This window comes from Crocosphaera sp. XPORK-15E, from assembly GCF_034931425.1.
Classification (GTDB): domain Bacteria; phylum Cyanobacteriota; class Cyanobacteriia; order Cyanobacteriales; family Microcystaceae; genus UHCC-0190.
This window is the reverse complement of the sequence record NZ_JAYGHQ010000007.1, coordinates 143,033-158,505: the sequence shown is the minus strand read 5'-3', so window position 1 is coordinate 158,505 and position 15,473 is coordinate 143,033. Positions and strand designations below refer to the sequence as shown.

The window sequence follows — 15,473 nt, the reverse complement described above, 5'->3', positions numbered from 1 at the left end:
GAAAAGCTAAAAAAATCCGATTTTTAAACAGTGAAACCCTGATTTTTTCCTTGAAATTTAAGCAAAAAATCGGATTTTTAGTTCAAGTGGAAGATCTGAGTTTAAGCTTCAAAATCGTCCCCAAACAACTCATCTTCATATTCTTGAATCTCAGCGTAGCTATGTTTAGCCTGGAGTAATTGGGAACCCAACTGCTCAAAAGCATCTTCCCGTTCTGTTAGGGATTGATTTTGTAACCAAAGAGACACCACCTCTTCACCGAAGTCAAATTCCTCACCCATTTGACCTAAAATCGTGTCAATCTCCCCGACAACTAACTCAAACAAGTTAATCTTCTCATGCAGCACTTTGAGGATATATTCCTCAAGACTGTTGGCATAGCAGAAATTAAAGATGTAGACATCCTGGGTTTGTCCGATGCGGTGCAACCGTCCGATGCGTTGTTCAATCTTCATGGGATTCCAAGGCAAATCGTAGTTAACGATAGTGTTAGCAAATTGTAAGTTGCGTCCCTCTCCCCCTGTTTCCGAAGCCAGCATGACGGGGACAGACTCACGCCACTGTTCAATGGCGGCATCTTTGGCTTTGAGGGAAAGATTGCCCCTGAACTCTGTATGTTCAATTCCGGCGGACTGTAAAACTTTGGCTAAATAAGATTGAGTGGCACGGTGATTAATGAAAACTAAGGTTTTGCTGTTTTTCCCTTGAGAAAGTAGGGCGATTAATTGTTTGGCTTTCTCACTTTCCTTAACCTGTGAAGCCCACTTGCTCAAAAATTTTAACTCGTCATGGTCGAAGCGTTTTTCTAGCCCTTTTAGGGTTTCTTTCAAAGCAGCCGGACTGCTACCAGCCCGCATCAATAGAGTGTTGCGGGTCAACTTGTCCAGTTCCGTTGGATGTTGTTGCAAATAAGCATTAATCGCCACATAGAGGTCTTGCTCTTTGGGGGTGGGCTGACAGACAATGGTAGTGGCAAAACGTTTGGGGAGTTTCACATCCACCCCAGAACGGGTATTGCGAATCATCACTTCTCGCATCAGTTGTCGCAACTGCTCTGGGTTTTTGACAACCCGTCCATTTTTGGATTTAATGTATTCTCGTTTAAATTGGGCTTCGGTGGAAAGTAAACCGGGCTTGAGTAGAGTCAGCAGATTGTAGAGTTCGAGCAGGTTATTTTGGACAGGGGTAGCCGTTAGAAGCAAGATGAACCGCTTCTTGAGAGAATTAACTAATTTCCAGTTGAGGGTCGAGCGATTTTTCAGATGGTGCGCTTCATCAACTACGACTAAGTCCCATTCTCGGCTGGTAACGTAATCCCAATGGGCCTTGTGTTTGGCGACGGTGATGGAGGCTACAATCTGGTCATTGACAGCCCAGAATTCCTCTGGTGGAACATCTCTGGCATCTGTAGTCTGGGCAGTAATGCCAAATTTTGAACCTAATTCTGATTGCCATTGGGAGACTAAGGTGGCTGGGGTCAAGACTAAAAGGGATTTGATCATGTTGCGGCACAGATATTCCTTACAAATCATGCCTGCTTCGATAGTTTTGCCTAACCCCACCTCGTCCGCTAAAATTGCCCGTCCCCCCAACTGTTTGATCACTTTTTTGGCCGTTTCCATTTGATACCAATGTTTATCAATGGAGTTGAGTTCACTCAGACAGATTAATTCGTCGTAATCAGCGCAGAGAGCCACTTTTAATAAGGCCAGCCTCGCTTCATAGGCAATGATAGCACTCCCGTCGGAGTTATCTAGGGTGTAGGAGGCGGCTGAGGGGTTAAATTGAAAAGTGGAGGAGATTTTCAAGGTTGTTGACCGAAAATTTAATCTTATTGTTGGGGATTTGGGAAATTATTTTAGTCGCAACTATTTTAGCATCATCGCTGTCCAAATTGTCCAACTATCCATTAATAATAAAAACAGCGTAACAACTAACAAAATTAAATACATCCAAGGTTGAGATAGAGGACGAATATCAGTGGTATCAATTCCTGTTTTTTCTGTGACAATTTTAACTAAATAGGAAAATCCAGCGATTCGCATCGGCAATAAATAGGCTTTTTCTGAATTTTCACTGATAAAATAATAAACTAATCCACCTTGTCCAGTCGTCCGTAATTTTAAGTCCTTAATCTCTTGCCAATTTAATGACCATCCCTGACGAAAAAAAGACGGAAACCAAACAGGATAAGTCACTTTAATTTGGGTTTCATCAACTACAACCCGTTCACTTAAAGCCCCAATTAACAGCAATAAACCCAGAATAATACCTGTCCATAAAATTAAAGGAGAAACCGAAGAATCTGTCACTTTAGCTAAGAAAGGAAGAGGAATAGTCAGGGATACATATAGACTAATTAAAGTCACTTGAATCAAGGGAGAAATACGAAAACTAGAACGGCTTAAAGTCATGGATTTTCAATTCTTAATAGTTACTGAAAAAGGAGGTTTTGTCAAGTAGAAACTTGAATGTTTGTTGATTAAAAATATTAGGGGTGAGGAAGTTAATAACTCCCATGGTATAACAACCTTACCCCTATTTTTATGGGGATTTTTGAGCTTATTTCAAGTTTAAAAACTTATCCAAAGCAGCAACCATTTGCGGTGGCCAACGACGAATATTTTTAACCCAATCTAAATCTTGATAACGGTTATCCATACCCATCGTTGCTACCCAATGACTTTCCGCTTCTCCCTGTTGTCCCATATTCCACAACACCGCAGTTAAAGCGGCCCGCATATCAGGAAACATCGGATATTTGCGAACCAAATTCCGCATTTCTGTGATTGCTTCCCCTGTTTTTCCTAACTGATAAGAAGCAAGGGCAGCATTAGCACGCGCAAAGGCAAAATTTGGGGCAATTTCCGCCGCTTTTTGATAATCAATTAACGCTTGTGTCCAATCTCCCTGGCCACCTTCCGCATTACCCCGATTATTATAAGCCATAGGATCATCGGGATTAAGTTCTAAAACCCGATTATAATCTGCGATCGCCGCTAAATATTGCCCCTGGCCCTCTAAAGCTGTCCCTCGATTCAAATAAGGATCTGGCGCATCTGGGGCCAATTCAATCGAACGGTTAAAGTCGGCAATCGCCTCCTTTAACTTATTTTGACTCACACGGGCATTCCCCCGATTACTCCATACTGCCGGATTACTGGGAAACTGGTCTACTAATTGAGTCCAATAGGTTTCAGCTTGGGCAAAATCTCCTTTTTCCGTGGCTTCTATGGCTTTTTTAGCGATTGTTTCCCCCTGTTGTAACTGTTCCTCCGTAATGGGGGGAGTCGTCGCTTCCTGAGCGAATCCTGTGGGGATAGCTGCCGTCCAAATTACTAAAATAGTCAGTAAACTTAAAATCCAACCCATCATTCCTGTCTTCATCCCTAATATTTTTTTACTTATTATGACGTTAAACCTGAGATTTGGTTTTCACAGATTTGGGCTGATTTAACCCATTTAAAAACATTGGTACAAACTTTTCAACAAAGTCCTGGGGATTGCGATTCCAAGCCCGTTGTGCTGCCTGTAGACGAGTTTTTTGTAATTGAGGATCAAGTAAAGTTTGGGGAAGATATTGCATTAAATATTGTGGTCTTTCCCATAGGGGTAAGGTGTTGGCAATGTCTACAATATGGTTTAAGCGACGTAATTCAGCCCCGGCCATAATATCCATTCCCGCTTCATAGGCCGCTTGTTCAATGGCAGTATATTTTTGTTTAGCTTGTTCAACTTTTTGTTGAGTTTCTGGACTTTTTTGAGCAATTTTCTTTAACCAACGATTTCCCCAACGGACATGGCCTGCTTCTTCCGGAAAAATCTGTTCTAAGGTTTCTCTAATCTTGATATTTTCCTCAGTTTGTGGGGCTTCTTTTAAGGCATGAATATGGGCAGAAAAATATTCACAGCCCCGTTTTTCTGTCACATTAATGGCAGCTAAGGCAGCAATAATGGCTTCTTCCCGATGATTTTCATCAACGTATGAATCTTGGTCTAATAAGCGTTCAAATTCATCAATATAAGACATTCCAGGAGGCGTACCAATATTCGCCCCCAAGTCTACCAATAAGTTAGTTAACCACATGGCATGGCGGGACTCATCGCAAACATGACGGGACAACTCTTGGACTAAATCTTTGGGTTGACCATTGAGTTTTTCAATGACATCCGTAAGATCTTTACAGCTACGTTGTTCATTATAACGATAGCGGTTGAGGGTAATCAGATGAATTTCGCGATCGCTAACGACTCTTTTCAAGATATCGCGGGCGTTCATTCCATTGTAGAGTTTGTGAGGATAGGAAACTGTCATGACTCGATTAAGTATTGATTTTTGTTAACCAATTAATATTTTAACGAGATTTCAAACAGATAGGGTTTCTCGCACTCATGAGGTTAGGGTGCATTAGTTTCAAAGCCTTATCTCACAAGGGTTTTACTTCTTCGTTGTCAATAGAGAATCTTTATTGCGGTGAGCAGTTACCTTTTGATAAAGATTAAGGGTAAAATCATCTAATTTCCCAGTTCCTAATAATTGTTTACTTTTTTCTAATTTATAGTTGGTTCCTAAAACTATTTTGACTTGCTGTTTTTCGGTTTCTGTACTCGGTTTACCCCAGACGGGACGCGCACTATCTAACCAAATAATTCTTTGATATTTATTGGGGTTTTGCTTTAAACTTTCTTCTAAATTAGTCCCCAGTGTCGCCGATTTTTGTGCGAGTAAACTAATGGGAGAAGTGGGGGGAAGATAATAAGCTAAGCGTAAAACATGACCCCAAGCGGGAGAATTCATCACAATTAATGTCGGGGTATTTGGTTCTTGATTAATGATATCTGCGACTTGATGAAACATCCAACGGGGACGTAAACTAAAATCAGCAATACTAATACTTAAATACAAAATTAGCATGGCTAAAATAGATATATTTTTAAACTTTCCTGCCGCTTTTTCTAGAAAAATAACTAACAATAATAAACAACCAGGAAGCACAAAAATAACTGAACGTCCCCAGCCAAAACCTAATGTAAATTTGCCTGTGATAACGTCTAAGGTTAACATGATGATTAGGGGAAATATGCCTAAAATTAACCCGATAATTAAAAGACGATATTGTTGATTTTTATACAAACACCAACTACACCAACTTAAGACAATAAGGACTAAAATTCCAGCTAAGGTTGTCAAAAAAGTAGGTAAAATACTTACCCAGTCCCCAATTAATAAGTGAATTCCTAATACATCTATAAATTCTTGTAGATGTTTCAAGGTTGCTGCTAACAAACCATTGGGACTAGCAAATCTTGCTAAATCTGCATTTCTTAATTGTTGTCTGGTTCCCCATAATAACCAAGGAATTGTTACAATAATACTGGTAGTTAAATAAAGAGCATATTGCCACCATCTTTGTTTATCTAAATAGAAAACAAGGGCAGCTAATACCAAAAACCAGCAAGCAAAATAATAAAAGGTCATAAATCCTGCTGTGGCTGAAATTATCAATAATAATATCCATAAAAGTTTAGGTAATTTGGGAGAATTTGAGTCTTTTTGAGAGGTATTAAAAGAGATTAATTCGAGTAAAGACCAACTACTTAATAAGACCCAAAATATAAGTGAACCATACATTCTTACGTTCAAAGAATGAAAGAGATAATAGGGATTTAAGCCTAATAATGCGGCAAATAATAACCCTCCTTGACTACCTAATAAATATCGTCCTAACCCATAAGCACAACCCAGAGAACCCAGACTAAATAATGCTACAATACTCCGCATTGCTGCTTCAGAATTGCCCCATAATCTTAACCAAAAATGTTGTTCTAAAAAGAAGAGAAAAGGATGGGGTTCAGCAACTAATCCTTTCAAAAAATTTTCCAAAGTTTTAATTGAATCAGTGAGACTATTTTCAAGAGGAATTGTTAGTAAATTAGTATAATTAGCTAATATTACAGGTACATCTTTAGGGTGTTGATAATTACTTTTTTGCCCGGTAGAAAGTAATAAGGATAAAACTTCATCATACCAAAATTCTCGACTTCCTAAATTAGTGATTCTCAGAATAACAGCAATAGCAATTGCACTTAAAAGAATAATATTGATGGTTTTTTGAGGTATTTTCATGATTGATTTTGCCTTTACTTTTTAAGTTAAATAATAAGCTGTTGTGCATTTAAACTGCTTATTTGTTAAATTGAAGGAAACAGCTACAACCCTCTTTCCTTTTGCTTTTTGCTTGGTTGGTGAGCTTGTCGAACCATTGCCTTTTGCCTTGCTAATACGCATTATAAATGCGTATTAGCTTAGCGTAGCTTCAAAAAATAGGTGGTTTATCTTCTCCTATTTTTATCTATCTACTTTCTCCAATGAACCTGTATAAATTGGATACTTACCAAATTTATTGATCAACTTAAAGTGAATTATAAACCATTTATTGTCAACTTGAAAGCTTAAGTTTTTTGTAGATTCATTGGGAAGCTCACAGGGACGATTAGAATAACAAATATAGATAAACTCTTGATATCCTTGATTTAATAAAACACTTGATAAAAATTTTAAATCTTTTTCTGTATCAGCTTTTAAAAATATTTTTTTGTCTTTGAGTGCAGGTTCTAATATTTGACCAACAAATTGATGAGAGATGATAATTATTTTATGGTCATCTTCCCTTAAAAATTCAAGAGATGGTGTCACACCATTATGAGATTTTATTAGATAACTTGTGGCTGAATAAATATTAGTATAAATAGAGAAAGTAAGTAAGATTGTAAACAATGAAACACAAATATTCTTGAGAATTTTATTATTAATTTTTTGACTATAATTAAATTGATAAATAACCCAGGCAGAAATAAGAGGAATTAAACTTAATAAAAAGCGAGTACCCCATTGTTTACCCCCAGGAATTAACCCGGCTGTACCTCCGGGAACTATTAAAGAAACTCCCATAATAAATAATAAACAAACTGAACCAATTATGATTTGTAAATAGTCTGATGCAACTTTATTTTTTTTAACAATAATTTGGGCAAGAATTAAGCAAGAAAAAGCAGCAATGGGGAAGAATTGTATAAACCCTTGGCTTAATTGTTTAAAATTGGTGATTGCTTCTGTTAATCTATCTGTTAAAGATGCTTTTTCAATCACTTGAATTCCATGAATTCCCAAATAATGATGATAGATTAACTGATTACAAATAAAAAAGAGACTTACCGCTACTATCGTTGAAAGTGAAAAGAGATTTTTCTGAGTTATTGATAATTTAAACAAGTTTAATTTAAGGTGATTAATGAATTTACTTTTAGGAATAAAGTTAATTATTTCAGAGAAATAGATTAACAATAAAACCAGTAGAATAGCACATAAACATTCCGGCCTTAACCAAACGGAAAATCCTAATAAACAGCCAAAAAAGATAATCCATAGATTAGATATTCTGGATTGACTATTAATTATTAAAGGCAAAAAAGTTCCTGCAAAAATCAGGAAAACAGCTAATGTATGTTCCCAATACATTGCACTATATATAGTTAGAGGAGAACCGAAAATCAATAAAATTAAAGCGAGAGATGTTATTAAAGAATTAAATTTTAACCAGAGACAAACTCGATAAAAAATAGCCCAAATTCCCAAGGTAGAAAGAAAGGGAATTACATATAAACCTCGATATCCAAGAAAGTGATAAAAAGGAGCCGTAATTAAAGGAAAACTAAAGGGGAATGTTATATAATAACGATGATCAATATCATAAAAAAAAGGTTCCTCATAGGGATATAAACCTTGACTCCAAAGCTGCTGTACCCAAGACTCAGAAGGAGGTAATAAGTAAAAGCGAAACTCTCCCATACTTAACTGTTGTGCTAATAATGATTTTAGTCCAGCATCTCCACTAAAATAAACCCCTTCGGGAATTTGTGCCTGAAGATAAACAAGAAACAATATTCCCGCTACAATAGTAAATAATGGCAAAAATGATCCTTTAATCTTCATCAAACTCCTGTGATTAATCAAATTGAATCCATAACAACTATTTTAGACCAAGTAGAAAATAATTTTGAATTATCAGAATTAGAGGGGGTTAAGCTTCTTTCTCAAACGGAAGAAACCGTCATCAATAAAATTCAACAAACTGCTGATAAACTCCGTCAAAAACAAGTGGGAGATACTGTTACTTATGTTATCAATCGTAATATAAATTTTACCAATATTTGTGAGCAACATTGTAACTTTTGTGCTTTTCGACGAGATGCTGGCGATGATGGCGCATTTTGGCTTAGTATAGAGCAAATTCTCGAAAAAGCTGCCGATGCTGTCCAAATAGGGGCCACAGAAATTTGTATGCAGGGAGGGTTAAACCCTGAAGCAAAATTACAGGGAACATCCTTAAACTATTATCAACGATTAATTAGCAGTTTAAAACAAGAATTTCCTCAACTTCATTTACACGCTTTTTCTCCCCAGGAAATTCAATTTATTGCCAGGGAAGATAAGATTAGTTATGCTGAGGTTATTATAGCCTTAAAAGAGGCCGGTTTGGGGTCAATGCCAGGCACTGCTGCAGAAGTTTTAGATGACAAGGTAAGACATATTATCTGTCCTGAAAAAATTGATACTGAAACCTGGTTAGAAATTATTAGTTTGGCCCATAGTTTAGGAGTTAATACCACCAGTACCATGTTATCTGGTCATATTGAAACCCCCCAACAACAAATACAGCATTTAAGTCATTTAATAAACTTGCAAAAAGTAGCAATTGAAAACAATTATCCGGCTAAAATTACTGAGTTTATTTTATTACCTTTTGTGGGACAAGATGCACCAAAAGCATTACGAAACCGCGTTAACAGAGATCAACCTAGTTTAGAAGCAACCTTATTATTAACAGCAGTTTCTCGAATTTTCTTAGGAAACTGGATCAAAAACCATCAGCCAAGTTGGGTTAAATTGGGCTTAAATGGTGCATTAGAAGCTTTAAAATGGGGTTGTAATGATATTGGGGGAACTTTAATGGAAGAACATATTACCACCATGGCCGGTGCAATGGGAGGAACTTTTATGGAGGTAGAAACCTTACAAAATGGGATAAAATCTTTGAACCGTCCCTATCAGCAACGGGGAACTTTATATGAGGTTTATTCTTGAATTGATTAATCAGACAAGAAGATTAATGATCATGGGAAATTGATAATGATTTTAATAATATATTCTGTAAATTATTTAAGTTGACTATTGATTCTTTTAAAGAATTATCTAAGTTTTCTATTAATTGATTAATGGTTGCTGAGATGTTTTTTAAGGTTCTTTTTAATTGGCGACTTTGTTCATACGACCATAATATTTTATGGCGATAACTTAATAGTTGTAGTAAATTTCTTTGTAATTTACTAATAGTTTTTCCTCTGTCTATATCGGAAGTATTAACAGGAAACAGACAAATAATAATATGATAACTTTGATTAATTCCATCGAGGTTAACATCTGGTTTTGATAGTTCAAATAAATGAGCATTATTATAGTTACCTTGTCCTTTTAAATCTCGTTTCCAATGTATCTGACGCATTAGCAGCATTAATAGAAGCTTATGAAGATTTAAACCAACCTTTACCCCCTGCATTAAAACCTTATTAGGGGTTATTCTCCTTAGTTTAACTTGTAAGGTGGGCAATGCCCACCCTAGGATAAGTTTAAGGGGAAACTACCTCAACCTCTACCGTCGGAATTATCTCCTCTCCCTTCTTATCAAACAATAAATTATTGTTTTGACAATCTATTAAAATAGTATCTCCAGCAGCAAAAGTCATCTCTAAAATTTTGGTGGCGATCGGATTTTCTAATTTCCGTTGAATGGCTCGTTTTAAAGGTCTGGCCCCATATACGGGATCATAACCAGAATTGACGATATAATCAAGGGCAGCATCAGTTAATTCTAAACTAATACTTTGTTCCTCTAATAACCGTTCAATACGCTTAATTTGTAGGGTAACAATGCGTCTTAACTGGTCTTTCTTGAGGGTATGGAAGATAATTAAATCATCAATACGGTTCAAAAATTCAGGACGGAAATGTTTACGCAATGCTTGCAAAACTTTCTTTTGCATTTCCTCATAATTATTGTCATCCCCTGCTAAATTTAAGATATATTCACTACCAATATTACTGGTCATGACAATAATAGAATTACGAAAATCTACAACCCGACCTTGAGAGTCCGTAATACGCCCATCGTCAAGCACTTGTAATAAAATGTTAAAAACATCAATATGGGCCTTTTCTACCTCATCCAAGAGGATAACAGAATAGGGACGACGACGCACCGCTTCTGATAATTGTCCCCCTTGATCATAGCCCACATAACCAGGAGGGGCCCCAATTAACCGCGAAACTGCGTGTTTTTCCATGTATTCTGACATATCAATGCGAATCATGGCATCTGGTGAGTCAAAGAGGAATGAAGCTAAGGCCCGCGCTAATTCTGTTTTTCCCACTCCTGTGGGCCCCATGAACAAAAAGGAACCAATGGGACGAGAGGGGTCTTTCATACCGGCCCTAGCGCGACGTATCGCAGCAGCAACCGCAGCAACTGCTTCTTCTTGACCAATAACTTGTTGATGTAAATGACCCTCTAATTCCAGGAGTTTTTGCCGTTCTGACCCCAATAAACGGTTAATCGGAATACCAGACCATCCTGCTACAATTTCCGCAATATCTGACTCGGTTACTTGTTCTCTGAGGAGGGTTTGTCCTTGAGATTGAATATCAATTAATTTGCTTTCTTTTGCTTCTAATTCCCGTTGTAATACTTCTAATTTACCATACTTTAATTGGGCTGCTTTATTGAGATCATAGGCCCGTTCTGCTTGTTCAATTTGTACCCTTAAATGTTCTTCTTCTTCCTTCAGGGAATTAATATCTTCTAGCATTTTCTTTTCAGCTTGCCATTGTGATCCTAAACTTTCATGAATAGCTTCTAATTCTTTGATTTCCTGTTCAATTTTATCTAATCTTTCTTTTGAAGATTTATCTATCATTAAACCAGGTCTTTTTTCTTCCCCTTCTAATGAAAGTTTTTCCATTTGTAGCTGCATCAAACGGCGATCTACATCTTCTAATTCCACAGGTTTAGAAGTAATTTCCATCTTTAATTTGGCCGCAGCTTCATCAACAAGATCGATCGCCTTATCGGGTAAAAATCTATCAGTAATATAACGATCAGAAAGGTTAGCAGCAGCAACTAAAGCGGAGTCCGTAATTTTCACCCCATGATGGACTTCATAACGTTCCTTGAGTCCCCTTAAAATAGAGATGGTATCTTCCACAGTAGGTTGCTTAACATATACCTGCTGAAAACGCCGTTCTAGGGCAGGATCTTTCTCAATATGCTTGCGATACTCATCAAGGGTCGTTGCACCAATACAGCGCAATTCTCCCCGTGCTAACATAGGTTTTAAGAGATTCCCTGCATCCATAGAACCCCCTTCCCGTGAACCGGCCCCAACAACGGTATGGACTTCATCGATAAACAGGATGATATGACCTTCCGAGTTGGTCACTTCTCGCATGACTGTTCGTAGACGTTCTTCAAATTCTCCCCGATATTTGGCCCCTGCGATCAAACTTCCCATGTCTAAAGAGATTAATTGCCGATTTTTCAGAGATTCTGGGACATCAGCATTTATAATACGTTGGGCCAACCCTTCCGCGATCGCAGTTTTACCGACCCCTGGTTCTCCAATTAATACAGGATTATTCTTAGAACGACGGGATAAAACCTGAATAACGCGACGTATCTCCTCATCACGCCCAATTACGGGATCTAGCTTACCTTGTTTTGCTGCTTCGGTGAGATCTCGGCCATACTTTTCTAACGCTTCATAACGGTCTTCCTGGTCGGGTTCCGTAACTTTTTGGGTTCCGCGAACCGCTTTTATTTCCTGTTCCAAGTCTTGGGGATCTAGGCCAAAGGTTCGTAAACAACGCCGTCCAACGCGCTCATCTTCTGCAAACCCGATCCAAAGATGTTCCACAGAAATATATTTATCGCCCCAACTTTCACGGGAAGCTTCAGCCCGATCCAGCATAACATCTAAACTACGGCCCAAATATAACTGATCAATGCTAACAGATTTAGCTTGTCGATTGGTAAAGGCTTCTATTTGCTGCTGCAACCGAGGGATATCAAGATCTGCCTTTTCCAAAATCCGCAAAGTTAAGCCCTTTTCTTGTTCAAGAAGGGCCAGCATGACGTGTTCTACTTCTAGGGTTTGATTTTTGAAGCGACGGGCCACATCTTGAGATTTTACGATAGCATCCCAGGCTTGTTCGGTAAATTTATTAGAATCGGTTGGTTGCATTAGTGGCTAAGTAAATCCCTCGATATAATAGCAATTCCCAAGAATAGTATATCAATGTTATCAGCGACCATTGACATCCTCACCGCCCTAAAAGGGACGGTGATTCCAAAGATCACTCTTTGGGTTTCCTCTTTCTTCGAGTCGGCTTACTTGAAGGAATTGCTCCCTCCAAGCAGAGGTCGTTCTCTCCAGAGGCGTAGGTTCCTGAAAGAACAAGTTTCGGTGTGTCCCACCGTACTTTAAGGCGTACTTTTATCACAAAGTATGCTAATATGTCAGTATGAGAAATCAATCCCAAGAACGCAAAAATAGGATGTCCAAAGGGTTGTGTAAATTCTGTACTCAACCTAGATTGAATAATCATGCCCAGTTGTGTGAAAAGCACTTTATTGCTAATTCTGCTCAATGGGCTATTAAAAGATGTAATAACCAAGTAATAGAAATCCTCAGACAAAGATTTTATAAAAACCCTTATTGTCATTATACAGGAGAGAAACTTGTACTTGGTGTTAACACTCATTTAGATCACATTCAATCAAAAAAGAATAATCCTGAATTAGCTTTAGACATTGATAATGTTGAATGGGTATCAGAATCCGCAAACTTAGCTAAAAATGGGATGAATAAAGATGAGTTTATTCAATTCTGCAAATTAATAGCTTCTAGATTTTGACAGCTAATGTGTCCCACAGTACGCAATCCTAATTCTAGGATGTTTCGAGCAGCGTTCTCATCTCTATCGGCTACATATCCACAATGAGGACATTTATGGGTTCTAGTTGATAAAGATTTAATAACTTTTTTGCCACAGTTTGAGCAATCTTGAGAAGTATTATGAGGAGGAACTGCTACAGTCACAACACCATAAACTTTACCAAAATACTCAATCCATTCTCGAAACATTGTCCAAGAAACATCACTAATTGACTTAGCTAAACGATGATTTCTAACCATATTTTTCACCTTCAAATCTTCATAGGCTACCAAGTCGTTAGACCGGACTACGCACAATGCCGTTTTAACAGCAAAGTCTTTACGTTGCCTACTTACTTGAAGATGTTTTGTGGCTAATCTTTGTTTAGCTTTTTTATAGTTATTAGACTGAGGTTTTCCTTTCTTAAACTTCTTAGATACTCGTTTTTGAAGTCGTTTAAGCTTACGCTCTGACTTTCTGAGATATGTAGGATTATCTACAGTTTCACCATTGTTATCTGTATAAAAATGATTTAAACCGACATCTAAACCTATTGTCGTATTTGTCGGCTCTCGTTTTTCTACTCGATTATGATCAATGAGAAACTGAGCATAATAACCATCAGCACGACGAACAACTCTAACCCTTTTAATCTGGTTGAGTTGATAATAATGCAAATCGCGGGTTCCCCATAATCTAAACAAACCTGCTTCAAATCCATCGGTGAAAGTAATATACTTTCTATCATCAGAAAGTTTGTAGCCAGATTGCTTGTATTCAACTGACCCGTGATTAGGGTGGTTTTTCTTAAACTTAGGGAACCCTTTTCTCCCAGGTATTTGCTTTTTACAGTTATCAAAGAAACGATTAATTGATGCCCAAGCCCTTTCAGCACTAGCTTGTCTAGCTTGAGAATTTAACCTTTTAGCCCAAGGAAATTCAGGATTATCTGCTAACACCTTACAATATTTATAAGTATCGTTACGGCTCTTAGATTCTCCATCCATCCATGAACGAATGCAAGCGTTACGAACAAACAAAGCAGTACGAATAGCTTCATCAAGCCGCCCGTACTGTTCTTTAGTTCCCTTCAACTTGCTTTCGTAGACTAGCATCTTATCGTTGATAACTTACGATACAATCTATCATAGCACACAAAATAAAAAGCGATGCAGTCCGGTCTTGGACGGCAGTTCCTCTACTTTGGGAGACCCCAAGACAAGCAACTCCGGTCTTGGCGGTTTCCGCCGAGGAGGAAGTTGCGCCGGACTGCCTCCGTTTCCCGTCGAGGAGGAAGTGCATCTCTGTTGCCGCGCTGAAGACGCGGGGCTTTAAACCCAAATCTCCGGTAAGCATAAAATCAACCCAACTTCTTTACCCTTTGTTTCTAAAGTAATAAAAGCGAAGTAAGGATGCAGCCTTGATGCACCATAATTCCCAAAAACTTTGAAAAAGGAAGATGTAAAAGGTGAAATTGCCAGGAAAAACCGTGCTAGTTACTGGGGCATCTCGTGGGATTGGGCGGGCGATCGCCCTTGAATTAGCCCACCAAGGGATTAACCGCCTATTATTAGTTGCTCGCAACCAGATCAATCTCGCTGATGTTGCTGCGGAGATTGATGCAATGGGTGTCAAGGTAGAAGTAGTGATTTTGCCCCTAGATCTTACCGACTCTGTTGCTGTCAGTAGGGCGATCGCCCAAGCATGGCGAGACTATGGACCAATTGATCTGTTGATTAACTGTGCTGGAATTGCCCATCAAACCTCTTTTCTTCAGTCCAAGTTATCCCAAGTCAAAGACGAACTCTCTGTTAATTTAATTGGAACTTACAATATTACCCGCTTAGTGGCCAAACGTATGGTGAAGCAAAAAAAAGGAACTATCATTAATGTATCGAGTTTAATGGGGAAAATTGCTGCCCCCACTATGGCTACCTATTCTGCCACTAAATTTGCACTTTTGGGCTTTACTCAAGCGTTACGGGGAGAATTAGCCCCCCATAAGATCCGAGTGATGGCCTTGCTGCCTTCTTTAACCGATACGGATATGACTCGTGGATTAGAGTGTTTTCGCTTTATGAAACCTGTTTGTCCAGAAAAAGTCGCTCAAGCTTTAGTGATGGGATTACAAAAAGATACCCCAGAGATTGTTGTGGGATGGCAAAGCCATTTAGCATTGTGGTGTCAACGATTAGCACCTTGGTTAATGGAACAGATCACTGCAATGGCTGCCCCTTTGTCTCAAAAACCCCCCTCAATTGGTAGTGTCGTCAAAATGATCTGACAAAATCCTTCAGTTAGTAGGGGAGAGTACAGTGTTCGCATTTTATTAGGCGAACACTGTCCCTAGGGGGTAATCTGATCACAGCCTTTTCAAAAATAAGTTAAAGTAAACTTTAGTTAACTTATCCCACTTATGGCATAA

12 protein-coding genes are annotated in these 15,473 nt (G+C 38.2%); 3 read left to right on the top strand and 9 right to left on the bottom strand.

Annotation, left to right across the window (positions count from 1 at the left end):
- Positions 1 to 101: 101 nt before the first annotated feature.
- The 6 genes from VB691_RS09180 to VB691_RS09155 form a co-directional block, all read right to left on the bottom strand.
- Positions 102 to 1,808 (bottom strand): DEAD/DEAH box helicase, encoded by a 1,707-nt coding sequence (locus VB691_RS09180; protein ID WP_323291183.1) that lies wholly within the window; start codon positions 1,806 to 1,808, stop codon positions 102 to 104.
- Between the two features lie 60 nt (positions 1,809 to 1,868).
- Complete coding sequence (locus VB691_RS09175; protein ID WP_323291182.1) at positions 1,869 to 2,414, bottom strand: hypothetical protein; 546 nt, start codon at positions 2,412 to 2,414, stop codon at positions 1,869 to 1,871.
- 148 nt (positions 2,415 to 2,562) lie between these two features.
- Positions 2,563 to 3,372, bottom strand: a complete 810-nt coding sequence (locus VB691_RS09170; RefSeq protein ID WP_323291247.1) for a tetratricopeptide repeat protein — start codon at positions 3,370 to 3,372, stop codon at positions 2,563 to 2,565.
- Positions 3,373 to 3,415: 43 nt separating this feature from the next.
- Complete coding sequence (locus VB691_RS09165; RefSeq protein ID WP_323291181.1) at positions 3,416 to 4,315, bottom strand: ferritin-like domain-containing protein; 900 nt, start codon at positions 4,313 to 4,315, stop codon at positions 3,416 to 3,418.
- 123 nt (positions 4,316 to 4,438) lie between these two features.
- Positions 4,439 to 6,127, bottom strand: coding sequence for a glycosyltransferase family 39 protein (locus tag VB691_RS09160; RefSeq protein ID WP_323291180.1), 1,689 nt, complete (start codon positions 6,125 to 6,127; stop codon positions 4,439 to 4,441).
- Between the two features lie 222 nt (positions 6,128 to 6,349).
- Positions 6,350 to 7,993: an LA_3751/LA_3752 family putative glycosyltransferase gene (locus VB691_RS09155; protein WP_323291179.1), complete on the bottom strand. Its 1,644-nt coding sequence runs from the start codon at positions 7,991 to 7,993 to the stop codon at positions 6,350 to 6,352.
- Positions 7,994 to 8,002: 9 nt separating this feature from the next.
- Here VB691_RS09155 and cofH point away from each other — a divergent pair, with 9 nt between their 5' ends.
- Positions 8,003 to 9,145, top strand: coding sequence for a 7,8-didemethyl-8-hydroxy-5-deazariboflavin synthase subunit CofH (gene cofH / locus VB691_RS09150; RefSeq protein WP_323291178.1), 1,143 nt, complete (start codon positions 8,003 to 8,005; stop codon positions 9,143 to 9,145).
- A gap of 22 nt (positions 9,146 to 9,167) precedes the next feature.
- Here the strand turns inward: cofH and VB691_RS09145 are convergent, their stop codons facing one another.
- Positions 9,168 to 9,563, bottom strand: coding sequence for a hypothetical protein (locus VB691_RS09145; RefSeq protein ID WP_323291177.1), 396 nt, complete (start codon positions 9,561 to 9,563; stop codon positions 9,168 to 9,170).
- 124 nt (positions 9,564 to 9,687) lie between these two features.
- Positions 9,688 to 12,354 (bottom strand): ATP-dependent chaperone ClpB, encoded by a 2,667-nt coding sequence (clpB, locus tag VB691_RS09140; RefSeq protein ID WP_323291176.1) that lies wholly within the window; start codon positions 12,352 to 12,354, stop codon positions 9,688 to 9,690.
- A 280-nt stretch (positions 12,355 to 12,634) separates the two neighbouring features.
- Between clpB and VB691_RS09135 the strand changes: the two genes are divergently transcribed.
- Positions 12,635 to 13,027, top strand: coding sequence for a hypothetical protein (locus tag VB691_RS09135; protein WP_323291175.1), 393 nt, complete (start codon positions 12,635 to 12,637; stop codon positions 13,025 to 13,027).
- Here the strand turns inward: VB691_RS09135 and VB691_RS09130 are convergent.
- On the bottom strand, positions 12,994 to 14,163 hold the full coding sequence (locus VB691_RS09130) for a transposase (protein WP_323291174.1): 1,170 nt from the start codon (positions 14,161 to 14,163) through the stop codon (positions 12,994 to 12,996). The genes VB691_RS09135 and VB691_RS09130 overlap by 34 nt on opposite strands.
- 353 nt (positions 14,164 to 14,516) lie before the next feature.
- Here VB691_RS09130 and VB691_RS09125 point away from each other — a divergent pair, with 353 nt between their 5' ends.
- Positions 14,517 to 15,332, top strand: a complete 816-nt coding sequence (locus tag VB691_RS09125; RefSeq protein WP_323291173.1) for an SDR family NAD(P)-dependent oxidoreductase — start codon at positions 14,517 to 14,519, stop codon at positions 15,330 to 15,332.
- Positions 15,333 to 15,473 lie beyond the last annotated feature (141 nt).

Bases quoted from the DNA above. Each gene is read 5' to 3' on its own strand.
- VB691_RS09130 (WP_323291174.1), bottom strand. From the start codon at position 14,163: ATGCTAGTCTACGAAAGCAAGTTGAAGGGAACTAAAGAACAGTACGGG.
- VB691_RS09165 (WP_323291181.1), bottom strand. From the start codon at position 4,315: ATGACAGTTTCCTATCCTCACAAACTCTACAATGGAATGAACGCCCGC.
- clpB (WP_323291176.1), bottom strand. From the start codon at position 12,354: ATGCAACCAACCGATTCTAATAAATTTACCGAACAAGCCTGGGATGCT.
- VB691_RS09160 (WP_323291180.1), bottom strand. From the start codon at position 6,127: ATGAAAATACCTCAAAAAACCATCAATATTATTCTTTTAAGTGCAATT.
- VB691_RS09170 (WP_323291247.1), bottom strand. From the start codon at position 3,372: ATGGGTTGGATTTTAAGTTTACTGACTATTTTAGTAATTTGGACGGCA.
- VB691_RS09175 (WP_323291182.1), bottom strand. From the start codon at position 2,414: ATGACTTTAAGCCGTTCTAGTTTTCGTATTTCTCCCTTGATTCAAGTG.
- VB691_RS09135 (WP_323291175.1), top strand. From the start codon at position 12,635: ATGAGAAATCAATCCCAAGAACGCAAAAATAGGATGTCCAAAGGGTTG.
- VB691_RS09145 (WP_323291177.1), bottom strand. From the start codon at position 9,563: ATGCGTCAGATACATTGGAAACGAGATTTAAAAGGACAAGGTAACTAT.
- VB691_RS09155 (WP_323291179.1), bottom strand. From the start codon at position 7,993: ATGAAGATTAAAGGATCATTTTTGCCATTATTTACTATTGTAGCGGGA.